At 68.4% G+C, this 21,609-nt stretch carries 26 protein-coding genes; 8 read left to right on the top strand and 18 right to left on the bottom strand.

The genetic code is table 11. The features are described 5' to 3' along the window. Window position 1: 1 nt before the first annotated feature. Window positions 2-1,186 (bottom strand): serine hydrolase domain-containing protein, encoded by a 1,185-nt coding sequence (locus ACZ5IK_RS15215; RefSeq protein ID WP_465488216.1) that lies wholly within the window; start codon window positions 1,184-1,186, stop codon window positions 2-4. Window positions 1,187-1,380: 194 nt separating this feature from the next. Between ACZ5IK_RS15215 and ACZ5IK_RS15210 the strand changes: the two genes are divergently transcribed. The 3 genes from ACZ5IK_RS15210 (at window position 1,381) to ACZ5IK_RS15200 (ending at window position 3,333) form a co-directional block, all read left to right on the top strand. Next, complete coding sequence (locus ACZ5IK_RS15210; protein ID WP_465488215.1) at window positions 1,381-2,343, top strand: NADP-dependent oxidoreductase; 963 nt, start codon at window positions 1,381-1,383, stop codon at window positions 2,341-2,343. A 125-nt stretch (window positions 2,344-2,468) separates the two neighbouring features. Beyond that, complete coding sequence (locus ACZ5IK_RS15205) at window positions 2,469-2,969, top strand: TetR/AcrR family transcriptional regulator (RefSeq protein ID WP_465488214.1); 501 nt, start codon at window positions 2,469-2,471, stop codon at window positions 2,967-2,969. A 13-nt stretch (window positions 2,970-2,982) separates the two neighbouring features. Then, entirely contained in the window at window positions 2,983-3,333 is a 351-nt protein-coding gene (locus ACZ5IK_RS15200) for a hypothetical protein (RefSeq protein WP_101611522.1), read from the top strand. 199 nt (window positions 3,334-3,532) lie between these two features. Here the strand turns inward: ACZ5IK_RS15200 and ACZ5IK_RS15195 are convergent, their stop codons facing one another. Beyond that, on the bottom strand, window positions 3,533-4,039 hold the full coding sequence (locus tag ACZ5IK_RS15195) for a hypothetical protein (RefSeq protein ID WP_465488213.1): 507 nt from the start codon (window positions 4,037-4,039) through the stop codon (window positions 3,533-3,535). 486 nt (window positions 4,040-4,525) lie between these two features. On the opposite strand from ACZ5IK_RS15195, the gene ACZ5IK_RS15190 reads away from it, so the two are divergent. Beyond that, a complete protein-coding gene (locus ACZ5IK_RS15190) occupies window positions 4,526-4,984 on the top strand; it encodes an SRPBCC family protein (RefSeq protein WP_465488212.1) in 459 nt (152 codons plus the stop codon). Between the two features lie 107 nt (window positions 4,985-5,091). Here ACZ5IK_RS15190 and dnaB read toward each other — a convergent pair whose 3' ends face one another. From dnaB to ACZ5IK_RS15130, 12 genes are all read right to left on the bottom strand, one after another. After that, complete coding sequence (dnaB, locus tag ACZ5IK_RS15185; RefSeq protein WP_410601913.1) at window positions 5,092-6,501, bottom strand: replicative DNA helicase; 1,410 nt, start codon at window positions 6,499-6,501, stop codon at window positions 5,092-5,094. A gap of 464 nt (window positions 6,502-6,965) precedes the next feature. Further along, entirely contained in the window at window positions 6,966-7,763 is a 798-nt protein-coding gene (locus ACZ5IK_RS15180; protein ID WP_465488211.1) for an ESX secretion-associated protein EspG, read from the bottom strand. A gap of 97 nt (window positions 7,764-7,860) precedes the next feature. Then, window positions 7,861-9,228, bottom strand: a complete 1,368-nt coding sequence (locus ACZ5IK_RS15175; RefSeq protein WP_465488210.1) for a PPE domain-containing protein — start codon at window positions 9,226-9,228, stop codon at window positions 7,861-7,863. 3 nt (window positions 9,229-9,231) lie between these two features. Then, a complete protein-coding gene (locus ACZ5IK_RS15170) occupies window positions 9,232-9,828 on the bottom strand; it encodes a DUF3558 domain-containing protein (RefSeq protein WP_465488209.1) in 597 nt (198 codons plus the stop codon). Further along, window positions 9,828-10,238, bottom strand: a complete 411-nt coding sequence (locus ACZ5IK_RS15165) for a hypothetical protein (RefSeq protein WP_184897715.1) — start codon at window positions 10,236-10,238, stop codon at window positions 9,828-9,830. The genes ACZ5IK_RS15170 and ACZ5IK_RS15165 overlap by 1 nt, the downstream gene beginning before the upstream one ends. Window positions 10,239-10,405: 167 nt before the next feature. After that, on the bottom strand, window positions 10,406-10,861 hold the full coding sequence (gene rplI / locus ACZ5IK_RS15160) for a 50S ribosomal protein L9 (RefSeq protein ID WP_005168124.1): 456 nt from the start codon (window positions 10,859-10,861) through the stop codon (window positions 10,406-10,408). Window positions 10,862-10,873: 12 nt separating this feature from the next. After that, window positions 10,874-11,122 (bottom strand): 30S ribosomal protein S18, encoded by a 249-nt coding sequence (gene rpsR / locus ACZ5IK_RS15155; protein WP_005168122.1) that lies wholly within the window; start codon window positions 11,120-11,122, stop codon window positions 10,874-10,876. A 75-nt stretch (window positions 11,123-11,197) separates the two neighbouring features. Beyond that, on the bottom strand, window positions 11,198-11,713 hold the full coding sequence (locus ACZ5IK_RS15150) for a single-stranded DNA-binding protein (protein WP_465488208.1): 516 nt from the start codon (window positions 11,711-11,713) through the stop codon (window positions 11,198-11,200). 16 nt (window positions 11,714-11,729) lie between these two features. Next, on the bottom strand, window positions 11,730-12,050 hold the full coding sequence (gene rpsF / locus ACZ5IK_RS15145) for a 30S ribosomal protein S6 (protein WP_174720483.1): 321 nt from the start codon (window positions 12,048-12,050) through the stop codon (window positions 11,730-11,732). 101 nt (window positions 12,051-12,151) lie between these two features. Next, window positions 12,152-13,048, bottom strand: coding sequence for a hypothetical protein (locus tag ACZ5IK_RS15140; protein WP_465488207.1), 897 nt, complete (start codon window positions 13,046-13,048; stop codon window positions 12,152-12,154). Window positions 13,049-13,166: 118 nt separating this feature from the next. After that, window positions 13,167-14,060 carry a hypothetical protein gene (locus ACZ5IK_RS15135; protein WP_465488206.1) on the bottom strand — a complete coding sequence of 298 codons (894 nt, stop codon included), beginning with the start codon at window positions 14,058-14,060 and terminating at the stop codon, window positions 13,167-13,169. Between the two features lie 124 nt (window positions 14,061-14,184). Further along, a complete protein-coding gene (locus ACZ5IK_RS15130) occupies window positions 14,185-14,988 on the bottom strand; it encodes a hypothetical protein (protein WP_465488205.1) in 804 nt (267 codons plus the stop codon). A gap of 121 nt (window positions 14,989-15,109) precedes the next feature. On the opposite strand from ACZ5IK_RS15130, the gene ACZ5IK_RS15125 reads away from it, so the two are divergent. Further along, window positions 15,110-15,889 (top strand): deoxyribonuclease IV, encoded by a 780-nt coding sequence (locus ACZ5IK_RS15125; protein WP_465488204.1) that lies wholly within the window; start codon window positions 15,110-15,112, stop codon window positions 15,887-15,889. A 56-nt stretch (window positions 15,890-15,945) separates the two neighbouring features. Here the strand turns inward: ACZ5IK_RS15125 and ACZ5IK_RS15120 are convergent, their stop codons facing one another. After that, window positions 15,946-16,425: a hypothetical protein gene (locus tag ACZ5IK_RS15120; protein WP_465488203.1), complete on the bottom strand. Its 480-nt coding sequence runs from the start codon at window positions 16,423-16,425 to the stop codon at window positions 15,946-15,948. A gap of 111 nt (window positions 16,426-16,536) precedes the next feature. Here ACZ5IK_RS15120 and ACZ5IK_RS15115 point away from each other — a divergent pair, with 111 nt between their 5' ends. Both ACZ5IK_RS15115 and ACZ5IK_RS15110 read left to right on the top strand, forming a co-directional pair. After that, window positions 16,537-17,046, top strand: coding sequence for a hypothetical protein (locus ACZ5IK_RS15115; RefSeq protein ID WP_465488202.1), 510 nt, complete (start codon window positions 16,537-16,539; stop codon window positions 17,044-17,046). 45 nt (window positions 17,047-17,091) lie between these two features. Further along, on the top strand, window positions 17,092-17,430 hold the full coding sequence (locus ACZ5IK_RS15110) for a hypothetical protein (protein ID WP_465488201.1): 339 nt from the start codon (window positions 17,092-17,094) through the stop codon (window positions 17,428-17,430). On the opposite strand, the gene ACZ5IK_RS15105 is transcribed toward ACZ5IK_RS15110, so the two are convergent. The 3 genes from ACZ5IK_RS15105 to ACZ5IK_RS15095 all read right to left on the bottom strand — a co-directional run bounded on the left by ACZ5IK_RS15105 (window position 17,387) and on the right by ACZ5IK_RS15095 (window position 20,488). Next, entirely contained in the window at window positions 17,387-18,931 is a 1,545-nt protein-coding gene (locus tag ACZ5IK_RS15105; protein WP_465488200.1) for a glycosyltransferase family 87 protein, read from the bottom strand. The two genes, ACZ5IK_RS15110 and ACZ5IK_RS15105, sit on opposite strands and share 44 nt — an antisense overlap. 68 nt (window positions 18,932-18,999) lie before the next feature. Continuing rightward, window positions 19,000-19,344, bottom strand: coding sequence for a hypothetical protein (locus ACZ5IK_RS15100; RefSeq protein WP_465488199.1), 345 nt, complete (start codon window positions 19,342-19,344; stop codon window positions 19,000-19,002). A 70-nt stretch (window positions 19,345-19,414) separates the two neighbouring features. Beyond that, window positions 19,415-20,488: an ROK family transcriptional regulator gene (locus tag ACZ5IK_RS15095; protein ID WP_465488198.1), complete on the bottom strand. Its 1,074-nt coding sequence runs from the start codon at window positions 20,486-20,488 to the stop codon at window positions 19,415-19,417. Between the two features lie 55 nt (window positions 20,489-20,543). Between ACZ5IK_RS15095 and ACZ5IK_RS15090 the strand changes: the two genes are divergently transcribed. Further along, window positions 20,544-21,593, top strand: coding sequence for a Gfo/Idh/MocA family oxidoreductase (locus tag ACZ5IK_RS15090; protein ID WP_465488197.1), 1,050 nt, complete (start codon window positions 20,544-20,546; stop codon window positions 21,591-21,593). The last annotated feature ends 16 nt before the right edge of the window (window positions 21,594-21,609 follow it).

Raw genomic sequence — 21,609 nt, 5'->3', positions numbered from 1 at the left:
TTCACTTACCGCAGAAGACCTTCCTGACCAGTTTGGTCAGTTGCGCCGGGAAGTTCCGTGCCGCGTTCGGGTCGTCTCCGGCGGTGATCGAGGCGGTCAGCGTCTTGCTGCCGTCCGGTGTGCTGTACATCAGCGCCGCGTAGCCGTTGTTGCTGCCGTTGTGGTTGAGGACGGTGGTGGGGCAGCCCGGGCCCAGGTCCTGTGAGAACTGCCCGAGGCCGTAGAAGCCGTAGAGGCTTTCGCTCTGCGGATGCGTCTTGCGCATCTCGGTCAGCAGCCAGGCGGGGAGGAGCTTGCCGCTCTGCAGTGCCGAGAAGTACGTCTGGAGATCCTTGGTCGTCGAGATCATGTCCCCGGCGCTGGAGGCCCAGGACGGATTCTGGTGGGTGACGTCGATCGTCTTCCACTGACCGGCGTCCTCATACGGGTAGTAGGCGTGGGCGTACGGCTTGGGCATCCCGGACCAGGCGCCCGGCGACAGCGTGTCCCGCAGCTTCAGCGGCCGCAAGATCCGCCGGTCCAATTCGTCGGCGAAGGGACGGCCGCTGAGCTTCTCGACCAGCAGCCTGAGCACCACGTAGTTGGTGTTGGCGTAGCTCCAGCCCGCCCCCGGCTCGAACCGGGGCGGCTTGGACAGCGACAGCCGGACCAGCTCCTCGGGCTGGTAGGTGTGGAAGCGCTTGTCGACCCATTCCGGGCCCGACCACGGGATCCCCGGCACGACCGTCCCGTCCGGGAAGTACTCGCCGGTGTAGTTGAACAGCCCGCTGGTGTGCTGCAAGAGCATCCGCACGGTGATCCGCCGGTCGAAGTCGAACCGGGGCAGGAAGCCCGCGATCGGGGTGTCGAGCCCGATCCTGCCTTCGGCCACCAGTTGCAGCATCAGGGTCGCGGTGAAGTTCTTCGTGGTGCTGCCGACGCGGAAGTGACCGTCGGTCGGCGGTTTCGCGGTCCCGCCCAGCTCGCGCACCCCGGCGCTGCCGGTCCATTCGCCGCGCTGGTCACGGACCCGTAGTTGCATTCCGGCGAACCCGGCGTCCACGAACTCCTGGACGGCCTGCCGCAATTCCGGGCGATCCTGCCCGGCGGAGGCCGTCGACACGGTGACGCCCGCCAGCAACGTGGCTGCCACCGCGGTGACGCCGGCTCGCCGGATCAACTTGGTACCCCTCAGTGAAGTGGTCATGGGACCACGATCGCGGGTCGCGCTGACACGAGGCAGTCACGCCGCTGACACCGCCGAAGTGGATTGCGTTGAACGCAATTACTCCTTATTTATATTGCACTGGAAATCATGTCCCGATGGATCAATACTGGTTTTCAGAAGCCCTCGGCAGCGGATATGCCGATCACCATCCCCACAGCACCAGGAGTTCCGTCATGCCCAGAATCGTGCGCCCGACCACCTACGGCACTCCCGACGTACTCGCCGTGACCGAGACGCCCATCCCGGAAGTGGCCGCCGACGGCGTGGTCGTCGAGGTCCGGGCGGCGGGGGTCAACCCGATCGATTGGAAGCTCTACAGCGGGGCCTTCCACGACGTGGACGACGACCACAAAGACGCCGCCGGGATCGCCGCTTCGATGCCCTCGATCGGTCTCGAGTGCGCGGGTGTCGTCACCGAGGTCGGTGCGGAGGTGACCGATGTGCGGGTCGGGGACGAGGTCGTCGTCTACCCCGTGACGGCCGCCTACGCCGACTACGTCGCGGTCCCGGCCACCTCGATCATCGCCAAGCCCGCCGGGCTCGGGTGGGCCGAGGCCGGGTCGCTGATCCTGACGGGCGCCACCGCGGTCCACGCGCTGCACGCCGCCGGCGTGGGCGAGGGTGACACGGTGCTCGTCCACGGCGGTTCGGGCGGGGTCGGCCTGATGGCCGTGCAGCTGGCCGCCGCTCAGGGCGCGACGGTGATCGCCACCGCCGCCGAGCGCAACCACGCCCTGCTGCGCGAGCTCGGCGCCATCCCGGTCGTCTACGGTCCCGGGCTCGCCGACCGGGTGCGCGCCGTCGCGCCGCAGGGCGTCACGGCCGCCGTCGATTTCGCCGGTACCGACGAGGCGCTCGACGTCTCGCTGGAACTTGTGGCCGACCCCGCGCGGATCTCCTCGATCACCGGAGGCCCCCGCCGCGCCGAGACCGGCATCAAACTGCTCGGTTACGGGCCGGGAGAGGACGCGGGCGCCGACCTCCGCGATGCCGCCCGAGGTGACCTCGTCGAGCGCGCCGGGTCAGGCTCGCTGCGCGTCATCATCGATTCCACCTTCCCACTCGCCGAGGCCTCGAAGGCTCACGAGGTCGGCATCGCCGGACACGCGCCCGGCAAGCTCGTGCTGATCCCCTGACCGGGTACGCCCGCCATCGTGCGGTAATGGAGAGTTTCGCGCCGACCAGCGCGAACCACTTCCGCCCGACTTTTGAGGAACGATCGTTCTTGACTGATCGTTCCTCAAAAGGCTAACCTCGAGGCATGGGCAGGCGAAGGGCGTTCGACGAGGACGAGGTGGTGCGCGCCGCCGTGGGGTTGTTCGGTGGCCGCGCGTACGACGGGGTGTCCATCGACGACCTCGTCGCCCACCTCGGCGTGCACCGCAACAGCCTGTACAAGACGTTCGGCAGCAAGCGCGGCCTCTACCTGGTCGCCTTGCGCCGCCACCTCGCCGACGACGTCCGCCCCTTGGCCGAAGCGCTCGCCGCGGCGACGGACTCGGCGACCGCGCTGCGGCTCGTCATGTCGGCCGACCTCGGTCTGCTGCTGCTCGCGGCGGTCGAACGGGCACCGGCCGACGAGGAGGTGGCCGCCGAGGTGGCCGCGGCGCTGGCCGCCGTCGACCAGGCGATCGCCGACGCGCTCGGCATCTCCACCGCCCTGGCCGCCGCCCTCACGGCCGCCGCACTGGGTATCCGCCTGCGCGGCGACCCCGACGGTGTCGGCACCGCGCTGACCCAACGCCTCGATCCTCTCGACTGACAAGGAAACAGACATGGCACTGGTCACCATCGACGGCGACGAACTCGTCGTCGTGATCGAGGGTCTCGACAAGCTCTGGGCCTTCAAGAGCAGCCTGACCATCCCGCTGGCCAACGTCCGCGGCGCGACCGCGGATCCCGGCATCGCCGCCGATCCCAAGGGAATCCGGGCGCCGGGCGCCCACTTGCCCGGCGTGATCACGGCGGGCACGTTCCACCTCGACGGCGAAAAGGTCTTCTGGGACGTCAAGAACCCGTCGAAAGCCGTCGTGATCGAACTCGCCGACGAGCGCTACACCCGGCTGGTCCTCCAGGTCGACGACCCGCGCGAGACCGTCGCGCTGGTCGAAAACGCCCTGCGCTGAAGGTCTGCAGGGTCTCATCGCACCTGACATGTTGATCTTGCGTGACCTGCGGTTTCGCAGCTTGTCTCACGGCCGATTCATCAAGATCAGTCTCACGGCCGCTTCACTTCTTTGGCCACCACGGTTCGTCGCACGGGCCAGATGATCCGTTGGTGTGATTGGCCGGCTGCCACGGCGGGTGCACCTTGTGGCTGCGGATTCACTGCCCGTGATCGTCGGTGGCCGCCCTGAGCCGTTCCGCGGTTTCGAGCGACTTGGCTCGCACCCGGTCCGTCTGGTTCCGGTACCACTCCAACCAGGGGCTTTCGGGCGCTCGCTGCGTCACGATGAGCTCCGCTCCTGAGTCGTCATCGACTGTCACCACCTCGTAACCGATTGAGGACAGGATCGTCGCCATCGCGTTCTGCATCGCGGTGTCGATTGTCTTCTTCCACTGCCCGGCGGGATTGTCTGGACCGGAACGGCCCTCGCTCCACGCCTCCAGCGACGCGGACTCCAGGATCGAATGGCTGACCCAACTGATAAACACACCACGATGCCCGGGGTTGTCGGCGAAGACGTGCGCGCCGACCGGCCCCAGAGGATGGCCGCCGTGCATGTAATCGGGAACCAGGGGTATTCCGGCGACGGCGAGGTCGGAGCTGACGAGATCGGCCAACGCGTACAGTCTGGCGAGCGGATCTTCGGGTTCGTGCTGGTCTGGCATGTCTGCTCGTGCTCCTGGTTCCGGATGTGATCGGTGAGTGTTGGTTGTTCGCGCCAACGGTCATCGAGTGACCACCCCACTCAAACGGCCCAAGACCCGGGCGACTGTCTCAACTACTTGGCGAATCCGCCATCCATCCGCCAACTCAACCGAGAATCCGCCATCAAATTTGAGACCCTGCAAATGCTGTAGGTTCTCACTGCCGATGACATGCCGATCTTCTGTGACCTGCGGCTTCTCAACTGTCTCACCGCGAGGTCACCCAAGATCAGTCTCACGACCGCTTGATTCTTGCACCTCTGGCTCATGCCACGCCGCTCCAGCGCAACGCGTTGAACTGCAGGGGCCGACTTGAACGCTGAAGCACTCAGCAGAGATCGGTGCTATGACCGACGGCACAACCACAGCTGTCACATCCGGCTTCCACCAGCTGTCCTGACTACAGCCGGCCCGCAAGGGCCGGCGACGACAGAAGGGAACCGGAACATGGAAACCGTGACCGCGCAGCGTGTGATCGCGGCACCGATCGACGAGGTCTTCGACTGGTGCGCCACCACGACCAACTACACCCGCAGCCCGCACGTGCTGCGCGCACGCCTGGCCCGCCATGGCCAGGGCGCGCCCTACGGTGTCGGCGCCATCCGTCTGCACACCTGGCTCATCGGCTGGTTCCGCGAGCGCATCACCGCCTACCACCCGCCGCATGAGTTCGCCTATGTCGTCGAGCGCAGCTTCCCCCCAAGCCGCCATGAGCTCGGCCGGATGACCTTCACCGAGGTGCCAGGAGGCACCCAGGTCGTGTGGACCACCCGCGTCGGACTGCCCGTACCGTTCGGCGACGCGATCATCCGCCAGGTCGCCAGACCCGTAGTGGCCCGAGTCTTCGGCAGGATCCTCGACGCGGCCAGCACCGCGCTCACCAGCAGCCCTGACCGCCGCACATAACCCCGGCAACCGAAAGCGCAAGTCTCATTTCCACCTCATTCATGAAGTGCAGATGAAGTCTGCTCTGAGAAAATGAAGTCAAATTCGAGAACCTACAAGGTCCCGCTCTAGTCGTGCGACAGGTCGACGAACCGGCTGTAGTGCAGCTGGTGCGCGACGGTGATCGTCGCCGTCGGCCCGGCACGGTGCTTCGCGATGATCAGGTCCGCTTCACCCGCGCGCGGGTCGTCCCGCTCCCAGGCGTCGGGCCGGTTGACCAGGATGACGAGGTCGGCGTCCTGCTCCAGTGAGCCGGACTCACGGAGGTCGGACAGCATCGGGCGTTTGTCGGTCCGCTGCTCGGGACCACGGTTCAGCTGGCTGATCGCGATCACCGGGACCTCGATCTCCTTCGCCAGCAGCTTCATCTGCCGCGAGAACTCCGAGACTTCCTGCTGCCGCGACTCGACGCGCTTGCCCGAGGTCATCAGCTGCAGATAGTCGAGGACGACGAGCTTGAGGTCGTTGCGCTGTTTCAGCCGCCGGGCCTTCGCGCGGATCTCCATCATCGTCATGTTCGGCGAGTCGTCCACGAACAGCGGCGCCTCGGAGACCTCGCTCATCCGGCGCGCGAGCCGGGTCCAGTCGTCGTCGGACATCTTGCCACCGCGCATGTCCGCCAGGCGGATCCGGGCCTCGGCCGAGAGCATGCGCATGACGATCTCGGTCCTGCTCATTTCCAGCGAGAAGATGACGCTGGTCAGACCGTGTTTGATGGAGGCCGAACGCGCGAAATCCAGTCCCAGGGTCGATTTTCCGACGCCGGGACGTGCGGCGACGATGATCATCTGGCCGGGGTGCAGGCCGTTGGTCAGATCGTCGAAGTCGGCGAACCCGGTCGGGATGCCCTGCGACTGCCCGCCGCGCGACGCGATCGCGTCGATCTCGTCCATGGTCGGCTGGAGCAGTTCCTCCAGCGCGACGTAGTCCTCGCTGGTGCGCCGCTCGGTGACGTCGTAGATCGCGGCCTGCGCGCGGTCGACGACCTCGTCGATGTTCGCGCCGTCGGCCGCGGCCGCGCCGTAGCCGTACTGCACGATCCGCGTGCCCGCCTCGACCAGGCGCCGCAGCACCGCCTTCTCGGAGACGATCTCCGCGTAGTACCCGGCGTTCGCCGCCGTCGGCACCGTCGCGATCAAGGTGTGCAGGTACGGGGCGCCGCCGACGCGGCCGAGTTCGCCGCGGCGTTCCAGTTCGGCCGAGACGGTGATCGGGTCGGCGGGCTCGCCTCGCCCGTAGAGGTCGAGGATGACGTCGTAGACGGCCTGGTGCGCCGGCTTGTAGAAGTCGTCGGGCCCGAGGGCTTCGATGACGTCGGCGACGGCGTCCTTCGACAGCAGCATGCCGCCGAGCACGGACTGCTCGGCCGCGATGTCCTGCGGCGGCTGGCGGTCGTATTCCCCGCCACGCGGACCGGGGTCGCTGGGACCCGGGTCGGACTCCGCGTACATCGGATTGCGGTCGTCGGTCAGCGCCACCGCTGCTGCCACCTCCTCAAGCATCGAACACGCGTTCGATTATGCCAGAATTTCCCCGGTCGGTCCGCCTGTGCCCACCGGCCGCCCTCCCTCGGCCCCCGGTGCTCCCCTTCGGCCGGAAGAACGCCACTGTGCGTACCGGCCAATCGGGCACGGTAGGCCCCTCGAAAGGACCAGCGCAATTTCGCCTGGGGACCGCCCTGTGGACAACCTGGGGATGACTGCGGGCATCCCTTCACAGGTGGCCCAATGCCTGTGTACAACTTGTGGGCAACGCTGGAGCGGTCTGACAAAAGTGCTGGTCAAACCCTGTGGAGACACTGTGGAGAACTTTATTCAACTCCGTGCGGCGTGTCGGGCAAAACTGGTCGTTCGGCGTGTCGCACGGCGGCGCACAGAGGTGCCCTGTGGATGAATACTACGGAGCGTAGAGCCATGACCCGGTGGGCTGAACGGCGTGGAATTCAGGACGCGAACAACCTGCCCTGTGCGCTCCGTAGTCGTTCTCCGAGAACCTGCTGGTCGGCGGGTGTGAAGGCGATCCGAGGCTCGCCACTCCCCGGTATCTCTTCGGTCAGCCACCGGCCCTCGGTCGTATCGATGTAGTTCACCGGGCGTTCGATCCGCTGCCGCGCGCCGCTCCGGCCGCGGGCGGCGACGTACAGGCTGCCGCTCCCCAATCGGCGCAGCGCGAGGATGCGGCGAAGCTCGTCGGCCTCCTGGCTGCCGGCGCTCTGCCGTCCGCTGCGAAGCACCTCGAAGCCCTCGTCCTGCGCCGTCGACGACGAGCGCGAGGCCTCGACCTGACTCTTCGGGACGGCCACCGGACGACCGCGTCCCGGCGCGAGCTTCGGGATCTGGTCGAGGAACTCGGTGAGCAGTTCTTCGGGCCGCGCCGAAGCGAGCGCGACACCGTCGTGCTCGCTGTGGCGGGCGAGGACGAAGCCTTCCCCGCCGGCGCTTCCCGCGAGCAGGGTGTAGCTCAGCGCCTTGCCCTCGAACCCGCCGTCGACCCAGCCGTAGTACTCCAGGGACGGCCTGGCGATGGCTTCGAGCGTCGCCTTGAACCCGGGGTGCAGGCCCCGCGCACCGAAGAGGCCCTGGCTCGCCAGCTCCTCGTTGGTCCGCTCGTCCTCGGCCCGCTGCGCGTCCTCGTCGTACCAGGTCGGTGTTTCCGACAGGATCGTATGAGGCTCGCCGCCGCGGCGGCGGATCAGCGTGATGAGGGTGCCGGTCGTGATGGTGACCTGCTTGTCCAGCACCGGAACTGCCCCCTAGTCGTTCTTGGTCGTCCAGCCCGGAACAAGACAAGCCGGGCGCGGGCCCAATCTTGGCACGCGCCCGGCTCGCCTGTTCGTATTACTCCCCGATCACCGGCGGTGCGGTGAGTTCGTCGGTTCCGAAGATCTCGTTGGGGTCGTCGCCGACGAGGAACTTGGAGCTGCGCTCCTCGTCCTCGGCACCCTTCCCCTTGGCGCCACCGGCTCCCATACCGCCCATGCCGCCCATCATTCCGCCCGCGCCGCGACCCGCTCCGGAACCGGCGCCCGCCGCGCCGCCGCCCATACCGGCGCCGCCCATCGCGCCCGCGCTGCCGGGCATGGCCGCGCCACTCCCGCTGCCGGGGCCGAAACCGCCGCCACCGGGGCCGAAGCCACCACCGTCCGGGCCGAAGCCGCCCGCGCCGGGGATGTCGGTGCCGCCGAAACCGCCGCCACCGCCTCCACCGCCACTCGGGCCGAAGCCTCCGGCGCCGGGGATCTTCGGCGGGGTGAAGCCGGACGCGCTCGTCCCGTCGTCCCAGCCAGGCGGCTTGTAGTTGCTGCCGGGGATGTTCGGGTTGTACTGCCCGCCGGGCAGGTTCGAGCCAGGCAGGTTCGACCCGGGGAGGTTCGATCCTGGAAAGTTCGACCCGGGCATGTTGCCGCCCGGCAGATTCGAGCCGGGCAGGTTCGAGCCCGGCGTGCCGATGCCCGGCATGTTCGAACCGGGGACGCTCGGCATCCCGCCGGGCGGCATCGAACCGGGCGGCGTCGAGATGCCCGGCATGCCGTTGTTCCCGTTGCGGTCGCCCTGGCCGCCGCCGTCCTTGTCCTTGTCGTTACCGCCGCCGCCGCCGCCGCCGTTGACGTCGACGTTCGACTTCTGCCCCTCCATCTTGTTGTAGGTGGGCAGCCCCTTGCCGTTCTCGGAACTGGACTTGAAGTACTCGTTGAACGCGTCGACGTTCGCCTGACCCTTGGAGTTGTAGTCCCGGATCGCGCGGTCGGTGTCGGTGGTCCACGGGGTGATCGAGTTGATCAGGTTGTTCTTCGGCGGGTCCTTCGGGACCTGCTGCACCTTCGCCTTCACCGTGGTGAACGCGGTGTTCTGCTCGCCGAGGTACTTGTCGGAGTCCGCCAGCTTCTTGCCGGAGTCGTCCATCCACACGCGCAGCGGATGCGCGCCGGACTGCTGCGCGGCTTCGGCGCTCTTACCGGTCCAGGCGGCGTCCATCTCCTTCGACAGATTGTCGATGGTGGTCAGCCTGTCCTGGTAACCGGCTTTGAGCCGGGTGGCCGCGGCCTGCCCCTCCTGGATCGACCCGGTACCCGGACCGGTGACGATCTTTTCCCAGATGTTGTAGCAGTCGATCTTGCGATCGCCGCCCGACGCTTCGAAGTCGCCGGATTTCGTGGTCGCCAGGTTGTAGGCCGAGTACCCGGCGATGATCGGCAGCAGGAACACGCGTCAGCCCTCCTTCAACGTCTCGATCATCGCTTCCCCCACTTTGAGCGCGACGGGACACGGCTCGCTCGCGCCGGGCCCGTTGTCGTACTGCACCAGGATGTTGACCGACAGCTGGTCGGTCACGCCGACGAAGAGGCCGCATTTGCCGCTCTTGCGGTCGTCGAGCGCCGCGGCGTACACCGCCGGGTATCCGGCGACCTGGGTCTCCTCGAAGTAGGCGTCGTTGGCCTTCGTGTCGTAGACGTCGCTGAGGCCGTTCTTGTTCGCGAGCACCGGGCTGATCTCGATCTGGTTCAGCCGGTCGTCCGCGGCGAAGATCGAGCAGCCGGGCCCGGCGCTCGTGGTCCGCCGCTCGCCTTCGCCGAGCCCGAGCTCGGACCGCTTCGCCGCCGAGAGAGCGGCGCACGCGTCACTCTCGATCGACGAGGTCTTCAGAGGGTTCGACACCTTGGGCGCGGAGCCGGACGAGCCGCTCGACGCGCTCGGAGAGCCTGTCGTGTACGACGGCTCCGAGGTGGAGGCGGTGCCGTTCTTGGTGCCGGAACAGCCGGCGAGCAGCGCGCCGGCGGCGAGGAAGAGAACGAGGGAACGTCGCATCACACGGCCTTGTGCTTGTTGAGCGAAGCCTGCGTCTCGGCTTCGTTCGTGGCGATCTTCTGCTTGGCGGCGGTCAGCTGGTCGATGTAGTTCTTGACGTAGTCCTGCATCTTCTGGTTCTGCTCCAGGAACGCCTTGCCCGACGGGTTGGCCAGCTTCTCCCAGTCGCCGCTCGCGAACTCCTTGCCGGGCGCCTTGACGTTCGCCATCAGGTTCGCGTCGGCGTAGTCCTTCTTGAGCTCGACCTGCAGGTCCGTCCATTTTTTGATGATGCCGTCGATCTTGTCCTTGTCGAAGGCGAACCCGCCGCCACCTCCGCCCGACGTCGAGGGCGCCTTGTCCGGGTTGGCCGGCGCGGACACCGTGACCTTCTCCTGCCGGTTCTGCTCGGCGTTGCTGTCGTAAGCCATTGGTTCCAGATCCCCTTTTGAGTCCCCGTGCCTCAAATGTCGAGTCTCATAATGCCTTGATCCCCCGTCAAGGGCTCAGACGCAGCCCGCGGCGGCCGGGTTCCGCGGAAAGCAAAGGGCGGGACACCTCCTCGAAGGAGACGTCCCGCCCTTTGACGAAAGCGGTGCTACTTGGCCTTGACCTCGAGCCGCACGTCGACGCGGACGTCGGGGTGCAGGCGGGCGCCGACCGAGTGCTTGCCCACGGTCTTGATGTGGTCCTTCAGCTCGATGACGCGCTTGTCGAGCAGCGGGCCACCCGCGGCCTTGATCGCGTCCACGATCTCGGCGGTGGTGATCGAACCGAAGAGCTTCTTCGAGCCCTCGGCCGCCTTGCCGCTCAGCTGGATGGCGCCGAGGCCCTCCAGGGTCGCCTTGATCTCCTTGGCGTGGTCGAGGTCGCGGATGCGACGGCTCTCCTGCGCCCGCTTGATCGTGCGCACGTTCTTCTCCGCGCCCTTGGTGGCCACGATGGCGTAGCCGCGGGGGAGCAGGTAGTTACGTGCGTAGCCGTCCTTGACCTCGACGATGTCGCCGGGTCCACCGAGGTTGGCGACGTCGGTGGTGAGAATGATCTTCGCCATTGACGTGCCTCCTTAGCGTGCGGTCGAGGTGTAGGGCAGCAGCGCCATTTCGCGGGAGTTCTTGACCGCGATGGCGATGTCACGCTGGTGCTGGCTGCAGTTGCCGGTCACCCGACGGGCACGGATCTTCCCGCGGTCGGAGATGTACTTCCGAAGCAGGTTGGTGTCCTTGTAGTCGATGTTCTCCGGGCGGCCCTTCTTCTCGGCCTTGCAGAACACGCAGACCTTCTTCTTGGGCTTGCGGATGGGTGGCTTGGCCACGGTTCTACTCCTGAATTCCTACGTAGTGGTTGTGTCGAGGCGACTCGCGGGCCGGAGCCCGCGGTGGACGCCTGGCTAGAAGGGCGGCTCGTCGGAGAAGCCGCCGCCACCGCCACCGCCGCCACCGGCGGGCGGAGCGGAGCCCCACGGGTCGTCGGCGGGCGGGCCGCTCTGGCCACCACCGCCGCCGCCACCGAAGCCGCCGCCTCCACCGCCACCGGTGCCACGGCTGACCTTGTTCACCTTGGCGGTGGCGTAACGCAGCGAGGGGCCGATTTCATCGACCTCGAGCTCGACGACGGTGCGCTTCTCGCCTTCCTTGGTCTCGAAAGACCGCTGCTTGAGGCGCCCCTGCACGACGACTCGCGCGCCGCGGGTCAGCGACTCGGCGACGTTCTCGGCCGCCTGACGCCAGATGTTGCAGCGCAGGAACAGGGCCTCGCCGTCCTTCCACTCACCGGACTGCTTGTCCAGCGTGCGCGGGGTGGACGCGACCGTGAAGTTCGCGACCGCCGCACCGGAAGGGGTGAAGCGAAGCTCCGGGTCGGACGTGAGGTTGCCGATCACCGTGATGACGGTGTCTCCAGCCATCGGGAAGTCCTTCGGCTCAGGCCTTGGCGGCGACGGCAGCGGCGCGCTTGATCTCGCGGCGCATGACCTTGGTGCGGAGCACGGTCTCCTGCAGCGAGAGCTGACGGTCCAGCTCCTTCACCGCTTCGAAGCTGGAGTTCAGGTCGAGGAGCGCGTAGATGCCCTCGGCGTGCTTCTTGATCTCGTAGGAGAGCCGGCGACGGCCCCAGACGTCGACCTTCTCGACGCTTCCGCCCGAAGTGCGGATGACGTTGAGGAAAGTGTCCAGCGTGGGGGCGACCGTGCGCTCGTCGAGCGTGGGGTCAAGGATGACCATTACCTCGTAATGGCGTGACACAACCACTCACCTCCTATGGGCTCGCGGTCACGGACTGTCCGTGACAGGAGGGTTTGTCCAGGTAAGAGTACCTGGCGGCTTCCGGCGGTCCCGAGTGGGCGTCAGGAGACGCGGCGCAGGACCCAGGTGCGGACCAGTGCGGCGGTCACGCCGGCGAGCACGAGGACCGCGAGCAGCATCGGCAGCTGGACGTCGCCACCGGGCATGCCGTCGGTCGCGAGCGCCTCGGCGTTGCCCGCGTTGCGGACGTCGGTGCCCTGCCCGGCCTGGCCGTTGGCACCGGGGACGCCGTACTGCGGGCCACCCTCACCGGGAAGCGGGCTGTTGGCCGGGTAACGCACGCCCGGCGCCACCGCGACACCCGGCTGCGCGACCGGCAGGTTGCCGTATTCGCGCGGCGGGGCGTAGCCCGTGCCCGTGCCGTTGCTGCCGCCGGGGAGCAGGTTCGAGGACGACGGGGCGCCGTTGGTGCCGCCGCCGGTGCCGCCCTGCTGCGGGGAGGTGGTGCCGGGGGTGGGCAGCGCCGGCGCGACGTAGTTCGTCGCGACCGTGGTCAGGCCACAGCTGCCGGCGACCTTGTGCGCGATGGTGTCCAGCGTCTTGTCCGGGTTGAGGCCGAGGCCCCAGGACTTGGTCTCCTTGACCGCCTGCCGCACGGCCGCGCCGATCGTCTTGCCGTCGATCGTGCCGCCCGCGGAGCTCGGGACGGAGCCGACGGAGATGGTGTTGACCTTGGCGATGTCGTTCGCGGCGACGTCGTAGAGGGCGAGCGTGCCCGCTTCCTTCGCACCCGCGCGCACCAGTTCCTTGACCGACGAGCCGGTGATCGCGACGGTGTCGTTCATCCCGCCGTTGACGGTGCCGCCGCAGGCGTTCGCCAGCGTGGTGGCGGCCGAGGCGGTGCCCGCCGTCAGGAGCGCGCCACCGGTGACCATGGTCGCGAGTGCGGTGACGGTGAGCGCCTTGCGGGTGGTCTGCCAGATGGTGGTCTTCCGCACGAGCGCGATCCTCCGGGTCGGTGGGGGCGTCAGGCAGTGCATCAGGTTTTCACCAGAGAGAAAAGCACTGCCAACGGGGATAACGAGGAAGTGACCAGAAAGATACTAGGCGGTAGGACTAACTTGTAGCGGCCATTCGGCGGAGTACCCAGGTGCGAACCAGGCCCGCGCTGACTCCGGAGAGTGCCAAAACGGCGATCAGCAGCGGCAGTTTCCCGTCTTGAGTGAATCCGTCGCTCACGCTCGGTAGCGCCTCGGCCTGTCCCGCATTCTGGACGTCCGGGTTCCCGGCGGCGTTCTCACCCTCGGCGGCGATGCCGAACTGCGGCGTGTAGCCCGGGATCTGGCCGCCGTACCGAAGTCCGGGCGAGGGGCTGAAGAGACCCGCCATCGCCATCGGGATGGAGCTGTAGTCGCGCATCGGGGCGTAGCCCGTGCTGGCGCCCCACGGGAGGCCGCCGAAGTTCGGGGTGAAGGTGCCGGGCAGCAGCGGGCTGTTCGCCGCCGGGATGCCGCCCGCCGGGTTCCCGCCCTGTGCCGGAGCGCCCGGTCCGCCGGTCTGCGGGCCGCCGCTGCCGGGCGTGCCGGTGCCGGGCTTCTCGGGTGCGGGCTTGCCGCCGGGGGCGGGCTTGCCCGCGCCGGTCAGGGCGTCGTGAGTACCGGTGACGGCGCCGGTCAGCGCTTCCGCGGCGGGTTCGCCGATGACCGGGACCGGCGCGACCACGGCGTTCACCACGGTCACCGTCACCTTGCAGACCGTGCCGAGCAGCGCGTTGATCGTGCCGGTGAGGATCCCGGAGACCGGGCCGGCGTGGCCGAGGTCGAGCGGGATGCCGAGCAACGGCGTCTTCCCGAAGATCTTGTCGCCGGTCTTCGCGGTCACCGAACCGCCGCAGACGGCGGTCTTGGTCTCGGCGGCGGCGGCCGTGCCGGGCATGGCGAGGGCGGCCGAGCCCGCGAGAATGAAGGCCGAGGCACCCAGGGCCGTCGCCCTCCGTGTCCGTTCGCGCATGCCTTCGACTCCTCCGTCGTCGGGTTCACCTACCTGCCCAACGACGCTAATGGAGACAAGTAACGCCCGCTCACTCGAAGAGGTCAGGCATTCGAGTGGAAGCGGGCGTCACTGACGGTGAAGATCAGGCGGGCTTGCCCCGCAGCCAGGCACGGACCAGCGCCGCGGCGACGACGGCCAGCGCCAGCACCGCGAGCAGCAGCGGCAGCTTGGCCGGGGTGACCGGCGCCTGGACGGCCTGCGCGTTGCCGGTGTCCTTCTCATCGACGGTGGGCGGCACCTCGCCGGGGATGATCTCGGTGATCACCGGCGCCTGGACGAAGTTCCCCGGCAGTAGTGCCGCGTTGCTGATGACGCCCGCGATCGAGTCGCCGCCGATGCCGGTGGAAGAACCCGGGCCGGTTTCGACCGGGAGTTCGCTGCCCGGTCCGCCCGGCTGGCCCGGCTTCGGAGGCTGGGGCTGCGGCGGGTTCGGCCCGGGGATGGGCGGTTCGGGCTCGGGGTCCGGACCTGGAATGGGCGGGACGGGGAGTTCGTCGACAACGCCCTGGGTCAGGTTGCCGACCGCGTTCACCACGCCCTGCGCGGGCGGGCAGACGCCCTTCGCGGCGAGGTCGCCGACAGCGTTGTCGGTGAGTCCGGTGGCCTTGACCAAGTCACCGACCGGCAGTGACAGCAGCGGCTTCTTGCCCTCGGCCGTCTTGGCCTTCGAGTCCAAACCGACCGTCAGCGCCTCGGGCGAGTTGAGCGGCGCGCCCGCGTCGAGAACGAGGCCGTTGGCGGACTTCCCGTTCTGCAGCGTCGAGGCGCAATCGCCGGAAAGGGTCGGATTCGGCTCGGCGGCCATCGCGGTCATCGGGAACGCGAGTCCGGCAGATACCGAAAGTGCGAAACCCAATGCCGTGATCCGCCCGGCAGTCTTCCCCATCGAGTTTGTCCTCCGCCCCTCAAGACCCAACGCGGTTTTAACGGAACGCGCACACGCTACCCCACGAGCGTGACGAACCTGGGCCGCGCCGGAGAAAAAGCGACGAGGGTAGTTTGCTGGCATGAAAATCGGTGCCCATGTCCGCGACGACGACCCCCTCTCCGCGGTCGCCGAACGCGAGGCCGAGGTCCTCCAGTTCTTCCTTTCCGACCCGCAGGGCTGGAAGGCTCCCAAACCCCATCCGCACGGCGAAGCCATCAAAGAGTCGCCGGTCGAGGTGTTCATCCACTCGCCGTACCTGATCAACGTGGCGTCGTTGAACAACCGCATCCGCATCCCGTCGCGGAAGAACGTCACGCAGCACGCGAACGGCGCGGCCGAGATCGGCGCGAAAGGGCTCGTCGTGCACGGCGGCCACGTCGGTTCTTCGGAAGACGTCGAAGACGGCCTCGTCAACTGGCGCAAGCTCTTCGAGCGTGAACAGGAGAAGGGCGGCTTCGCCGTGCCGATCCTGATCGAGAACACCGCCGGCGGCGACAGCGCGATGACCCGCGACCTCGACACGATCGCCCGGCTCTGGGACAAGGTCGGCGAATTCGGCGCGGGCTTCTGTTTCGACACCTGCCACGCGTACGCGGCGGGCTGGGACCTGACCGAGGCGGTCAAGAAGGTCAAGGCCATCACCGGCCGGATCGACCTGGTGCACCTCAACAACTCGCGCGACGAGTTCGGTTCCACGCGGGACCGGCACGCCAACATCGTCGGCGGCGACGGCACGATCGACCCCGAGGTGCTGGCCGCGGTCGCCGCCGAGGCGGGCGCCCCGGTGATCGTCGAGACCCCGGCCGACGGCCAGGCCGCCGACATCGCCTACGTCCGCGAGCGCGTCGTCTCCGCCTGACCCTCCCGCGTTTAGTCCGCTAAATGCGTTCCACCGCATTTAGCGGACTAAACGCGTCAGTCCTCGTCTTCGCGCTTCCGCCGTCGCATCTCGGCACGCGCGGCGAGCATGGTGCGCTGCTTGACCATCTGGGAGACGAGCGACGCGGCGTCGCGCAGGGCTTCCCGGGTGTCGAGCTCGTAGTCGTAATCCGACGACTGGTAGCGGGCCCACGCCAGCTCGGTGTCGGTGCCGACCGCGGTCCTCCGCAGCCACTCCACCGTGGTGTCGATCATCGAATCCAGCTGGGCGAGCCGCGCGTTCAGCCCGCTTGCGATGCCGTCTTCCGGCGGGAGCGCGAACGGGCTGGGCTCGTCGGCGGCCTCCCCCAGCATTTCCCGCACGGTGTCGTCGGTGAGCTCTTCGGCGTCACGTGGCAATTCCGCCGCGAGTTGCCACCGGCCTCCGGTGAAGCGCTCGACCATGATGATCGCGGAATACCCGTGCAACGTCGTCGTGCGGTGGACGACCGTGCCGTGCGCCAGGTGGAAGGCCATCCGCGCAGGCTACTCAAGCGGGAGCTCCTTCCCTCTGCAGCGGGAGGACCGGACGGGCGCGGGGAGGAAGGCTCATTCCCACCAGGAAGGTCCTGGTACTGGAGGGAAGCCATGAACATCAAGTCGAAGCTCGCCGCGGTCGCCGTGCTCGCCATCGCGGCGGGAACACTGGGGGCGACGCAGGCGAGTGCCGCGCCGGAGCGGGGTTCGGTCGTCTTGGGATCGGCGGGCGGGCCGCTGACGTTCCCCGGCTACGACAACGACCCGGTCCGCTTCGATTTCGCCGCGTTCGGCGAACCCGGCAAGTCTTCGGGCCGGTTCCACGTGAATCACGTGACCAAGGACGGAAAACTCGTCGCCGACTTCGACGGCCGGGTCGACTGCGTCTCCCGCGCCGGCAACCTCGCCATCCTGACCGGCGTGATCGAACGCGCCGACATCCCCGGCCTCCCGGTGAACGTCGTCGGCCGCCGGGTCGGCTTCTCGGTGCAGGACGAGCCGCGCGGCCACGATCGGATCGGCTGGAGCTGGGCCTACGGCGGAATCGAGCACGACGTCCTGCCGTGCACCGGACCGGTGCCGTTCTTCCCGACGAGCACGGGCGGCTACACCGTCCGATGAAATCGGCTTGACCCTCTCGCCACGGGAGGGTCGAACCTGGTCCGCATGATCGAGAATCGGACCGTCTACCGGGCGGAGGACGGCGAGCACGTCGGCTACGTCGTCCCCGCGCCGGACACGCGCTGGCAGGCACTGACCGTTTTCGGCTACCCGCTCGGCGGGCCGGCCGCCTTCGACGACTCCGTCGCGTTGCTGGAGGCCGAAGGCCTGGCCGTGCTCGCCGAGCGCTGGTCGGTCAAGCACGGCGAGGACTGGGTCACCTGCCGCCTGGTCGAGACGTCACCCGAAGCGGTCGTCGTCCAGATCAACGACTTCGGTGCCGACGACTTCGGCAAGAATCTCAGGCTGGAACGTCCTGGGCCTGACGTGTTGAAGCGCGCTTAGCGTCAGGGGCGCCATCGAGGAAGCCGCCCACCGGATCGTCGTCACCGGCTAGGCGGACGGGGTCGGTCCGCGGCCGGTAGATGTCGCGGACCACCAGCGCGCACAGGCCGATCACCGCGAGGTCGCGGACGACGACGGTGCCGAGGAACCAGTCCTCGGGCAGGCCTTTGTGGTCGACGCCGAGGTAGTACATCATCCGCGGCGCCCAGACGAGCGCGTCGATGACCATCCAGCCGAGCAGCAGCCGCCAGCGCGGGATCGCGAGGACCGCCAGCGGCACCAGCCACAGCGAGTACTGCGGGCTCCACACCTTGTTGGTCAGCAGGAACGCGGCCACCACCAGGAAGGCCAGCTGGCCGAGCCGCGGACGGCGCGGTGCCTTCAGCGCGACGTACCCGATGCCGGCGCAGGCGGCGAGGAACAGCACCGCGACGACGGTGTTGAGCACGACCGGTGTCTGGCCCGCGGTGAGCTTCCCGTCGAAACCGGCCCAGCCGGAAAGGTGGGAGAACACGTTGTAGAGCGAGTCCGGATCCATCGGGCGCGTCGTGTTGAGCCGGAAGAACTCCCACCAGCCGGTCGGCGCGGCGAGCGCGAACGGGACGTTGACCACCACGAACGTCGCCGCGGCGAGCCCGGCGGTGAGTGCCCAGTGTTTGACCTTGCCCGCGCGCAGGCACAGGAAGAACAACGGGATGAGCAGGAGCAGCGGATACAGCTTCGCCGCCGCGCCCAGGCCGAGCAGGAATCCCGCGATCTCGGGCCGCTTCCGGGCCCAGGCGAGCAGCGCGGTCGCGGTGAACGCGGTCGCGATGGCGTCGAAGTTGGTGAAGGTGTGCACCAGCACCAGCGGCGAGATCGCCACCAGCACCGCGTCCCACGGACGGCGTTTCAACGACCGGCCGGTCGCCCACACCGTGACGAGCCAGGCCAGCGCGAGCCAGAGCGCCGAGATGTTGAAGTAGACGGCGACCGGGAGCGCGCCGGGCAGCCAGCCCGATTCCGCGATCGAGAGCCAGGCTTCGGTGAGCTTCGCGTTGATCCACTGGAACAGCCCGGTCGCGACCGGGTACTCCATGTACCGCGTGGTCTCCTTCGCCGTTCCCGCGTCCTCGGTCCACGAAGTCACGTACGGGAAGGTTTCGGGATCGTTCAGCCGCTCGGAACTGTAGAGCGGGATGATGTCCGAATAGCACATCGCGACGAACGGGCGGCCCGCCCGCCAGTCGAGCTGGTTCATGCCGGAGTCGTCGGTGTACTGCTGGATGCAGGACGCCTTGCCGAACCACGAGAGCAGCAGCGCGAGGCAGGCCAGCAGCAGCCCGACCCGTTGCGGCGACCAGAACCAGTGCCGCCCCACGGCCGCGTGCTCGCCGAGCGGGCCGCCGATCGGCCGGGTGGCCGCGGCCACGAGCGGTTCGTTCCAGCTCGGGATGACCCGCTCGCCCGGGGTGAGGGACAGCGGGGTCTCGCGCTCCGGCGGGGTCGTCTGGTCGGACACGTGGCGGATGTTAGCGCCTATCCGGGTGACCCTCCGGTGATATCGCCGCTGTCGTAGAACTCGGCGAGCTATTGGTGTCCGCAGACCCACTTCCAGGTGGCGTCTCCGTAGGCCTTGGCCGCGGTGTCAGGGTCCTTGCCGCGGGCTGGCATCGCCGTGCGATCAGCCATGTCAGGTGTCAGAACGGTGCGCGCGAGCCCGCTGATCGCGAGTGCGGATCCAGCACTGCAGAAGTTCTTCGCCGCATCGAACATCTCGTCATAGGTATGCGGGGAGTTAGGTGTGAACCCGGCGGTCTTCATCGCGGCCGTCCACTCGGTTTTGGGGTCGGGAGGGGTCTCCTCTGCGCCGCAACCTGTCAGCAAAACCCCGTAAGTCGCGGCTATGGTCGCGATGATCGTCCTGGCGCGCAACTGGCTCCCCTTTGACTCCCGAATGTGATGCTAGGTCGTCGAGAGGGTGCTGTCCGTTACTGGCAAGCTCCTAGGTGATATCGCCGCTGTCGTAGAACCCGGCGAGTACCTCGGCCGCCGCGCCGAACGCGACGACGTCGTCGCCCATCTCGTCGAGATCGACCTGGATTCGTTGCCAGTGCGGCAAAGGCAGCAGTTCCCGGAGCCGCGCGGCGACCGTGTCGCGGTACACCTCCGGCTCCTCGCGGACCGAACGCCCGGTCAGCACGACACGTTCGAGGTCGAGGACCTGGACGAGGTCGGCGAGCCCGATCCCCAGCAGCCCCGCCGCCTCCTCCGTGGTCGCCGCCGCGTTGTGCAGCACCTCGACGCAGCCGCGGCGCCCGCACGCGCAGCGCGGTCCGTCGAAAGCGAGGGTCGTATGCCCGAATTCACCCGCGTTGGTGCGCGGTCCGCGGTACAGCCTGCCGTCGATCAGCAGGCCGACGCCGATCCCGGTGCCGACGAGCACGACGGCGGTCGCGGCCCGGTCGCCCTCCGGCCAGTGCTGGGCGAAGGCGGCGGCGTTGGTGTTCTTGTCGAGCCGGACGGGCAGGCCGGTGCGCTTCGCGAGCAGGTCACGCAGGGGGACGTGGTGCCAGCCCGGCATGTTCGTGGCGTCCCGGACCACGCCTTCGTGGTGGTCGAGCGGGCCGACACTGCCGACGCCGAGGCCGAGCACGCGTTCACGCTCGATGCCGTCGAGCAGCGCTTCCGTCGCTTCGGCCAGTGCGGAAACAGCCTGGTCAGGGGTGAATCCCGGCGACAGCGGCCCGCCTTCCGAAGCGACGATCTTCCCGGCCAGATCGGTCCGGACCACCCGGAAGGAGTCCCGGTCGAGCTGCGCGCCGAGCGCGTGCCGGGCGTCCGGGCGGATGCGCAGCAGCGTGCGCGGCTTGCCGACCCCGGCCGCGGGCTGGCGTTCCTCGTCCAGCAGGCCGGCTTCGAGCAGTTCGGGGACGATCTTCGAGACGGCCTGCTGCGTGAGCCGGGTGCGTTCCGCCAGCTCGACGCGGCTGAGCCCGCCCGCGCGCAGGATGTGCGTGAGCAGCAGTGCCCGATTGTGCTGGCGCAGCCCGCGCAGATTGACCCCGGTCTCCGGCATAGCGCGCATCCTGCCACGGCTGGCTGATTACGCAACACTGTTGTTTAATGGACGCATGGCTGACTTGCGAGTGGGGATCTTCGGATACGGCATCGGCGGGCGCGTCTTCCACGCCCCGCTGATCAGCGCGACGCCGGGGCTGACCCCGGCCGCCATCGTCACCTCGAACCCGGAGCGGGTCGGGCAGGCCAGCGCCGACTATCCGGCCGCCGAGGTGCTGCCGGACGCGGACGCGCTGTTCGCGAAGGCGGCCGACCTGGACCTGGTCGTCGTCAGCACGCCGAACCGCACGCACGTTCCGCTCGCGCTTCGGGCGATCGAGGCAGGGCTGCCCGTCGTCGTCGACAAGCCCTTCGCGCCGACCGCGGCCGAAGCGGCGAAGGTCGTCGAAGCCGCGCAGGCCAACGGCGTCGGCCTGACGGTGTTCCAGAACCGCCGGTTCGACTCGGACTTCCTCACCGTCCGGAAGCTCCTCGACGCGGGCCGCCTCGGCGACGTCTTCCGCTTCGAGTCACGCTACGACCGCTGGGTGCCGAAGCCGCGGGACAACTGGCGCGAGTTCGGTGATCCCGCCGAGGCTGGCGGGCTGCTCTACGACCTCGGCGCGCATATCGTCGACCAGGCGCTGCAGCTGTTCGGCCCGGTCGCGGAGGTCTACGCGGAGGTCGACAAGCGCCGTGACGGGGTCTCGGTCGACGACGACGTCTTCGTCGCCCTCCGCCACACCAACGGCGTGCGCTCGCACCTGTGGGCGTCCGCGCTGGCGGGGACCCGGAACCCCCGGTTCCGCGTGCTCGGCGACAAGGCGACGTTCACCAAGTTCGGCCTCGACGTCCAAGAGCCGCAGATCAAGGACGGGCTGCGGCCCGGCGACCCCGGCTGGGCGGTCGAACCGCCGTCGGACGCCGGAAAGCTGGGCGTGAACGACGACGTCGAGACCGTGCCCACCGAGGTCGGCCGCTACGAGGACTTCTACGCGCAGGTGCGCGACGCGCTCCTCGGCAAGGGCGAGTTCCCGGTCGACCCCGCCTCCGCCGTCGAGGCGCTCCGGGTCATCGAAGCCGCTCACCTTTCGGGTGCCGAACGGCGCGTCGTCACCCTCTGACCGAGGGGCTGAAGGG

The sequence above is a fragment of the Amycolatopsis sp. NPDC031561 genome (assembly GCF_055580625.1).
Note: the sequence above shows the minus strand (reverse complement) of the source record. Positions and strands in the feature narration are given on the sequence as shown.

Bases quoted from the DNA above. Each gene is read 5' to 3' on its own strand.
- ACZ5IK_RS15215 (WP_465488216.1), bottom strand. From the start codon at position 1,186: ATGACCACTTCACTGAGGGGTACCAAGTTGATCCGGCGAGCCGGCGTC.
- ACZ5IK_RS15210 (WP_465488215.1), top strand. From the start codon at position 1,381: ATGCCCAGAATCGTGCGCCCGACCACCTACGGCACTCCCGACGTACTC.
- ACZ5IK_RS15205 (WP_465488214.1), top strand. From the start codon at position 2,469: ATGGGCAGGCGAAGGGCGTTCGACGAGGACGAGGTGGTGCGCGCCGCC.
- ACZ5IK_RS15200 (WP_101611522.1), top strand. From the start codon at position 2,983: ATGGCACTGGTCACCATCGACGGCGACGAACTCGTCGTCGTGATCGAG.
- ACZ5IK_RS15195 (WP_465488213.1), bottom strand. From the start codon at position 4,039: ATGCCAGACCAGCACGAACCCGAAGATCCGCTCGCCAGACTGTACGCG.
- ACZ5IK_RS15190 (WP_465488212.1), top strand. From the start codon at position 4,526: ATGGAAACCGTGACCGCGCAGCGTGTGATCGCGGCACCGATCGACGAG.
- ACZ5IK_RS15170 (WP_465488209.1), bottom strand. From the start codon at position 9,828: ATGCGACGTTCCCTCGTTCTCTTCCTCGCCGCCGGCGCGCTGCTCGCC.
- ACZ5IK_RS15165 (WP_184897715.1), bottom strand. From the start codon at position 10,238: ATGGCTTACGACAGCAACGCCGAGCAGAACCGGCAGGAGAAGGTCACG.
- rplI (WP_005168124.1), bottom strand. From the start codon at position 10,861: ATGGCGAAGATCATTCTCACCACCGACGTCGCCAACCTCGGTGGACCC.
- ACZ5IK_RS15150 (WP_465488208.1), bottom strand. From the start codon at position 11,713: ATGGCTGGAGACACCGTCATCACGGTGATCGGCAACCTCACGTCCGAC.
- ACZ5IK_RS15135 (WP_465488206.1), bottom strand. From the start codon at position 14,060: ATGCGCGAACGGACACGGAGGGCGACGGCCCTGGGTGCCTCGGCCTTC.
- ACZ5IK_RS15130 (WP_465488205.1), bottom strand. From the start codon at position 14,988: ATGGGGAAGACTGCCGGGCGGATCACGGCATTGGGTTTCGCACTTTCG.
- ACZ5IK_RS15125 (WP_465488204.1), top strand. From the start codon at position 15,110: ATGAAAATCGGTGCCCATGTCCGCGACGACGACCCCCTCTCCGCGGTC.
- ACZ5IK_RS15120 (WP_465488203.1), bottom strand. From the start codon at position 16,425: ATGGCCTTCCACCTGGCGCACGGCACGGTCGTCCACCGCACGACGACG.
- ACZ5IK_RS15115 (WP_465488202.1), top strand. From the start codon at position 16,537: ATGAACATCAAGTCGAAGCTCGCCGCGGTCGCCGTGCTCGCCATCGCG.
- ACZ5IK_RS15110 (WP_465488201.1), top strand. From the start codon at position 17,092: ATGATCGAGAATCGGACCGTCTACCGGGCGGAGGACGGCGAGCACGTC.
- ACZ5IK_RS15095 (WP_465488198.1), bottom strand. From the start codon at position 20,488: ATGCCGGAGACCGGGGTCAATCTGCGCGGGCTGCGCCAGCACAATCGG.
- ACZ5IK_RS15090 (WP_465488197.1), top strand. From the start codon at position 20,544: ATGGCTGACTTGCGAGTGGGGATCTTCGGATACGGCATCGGCGGGCGC.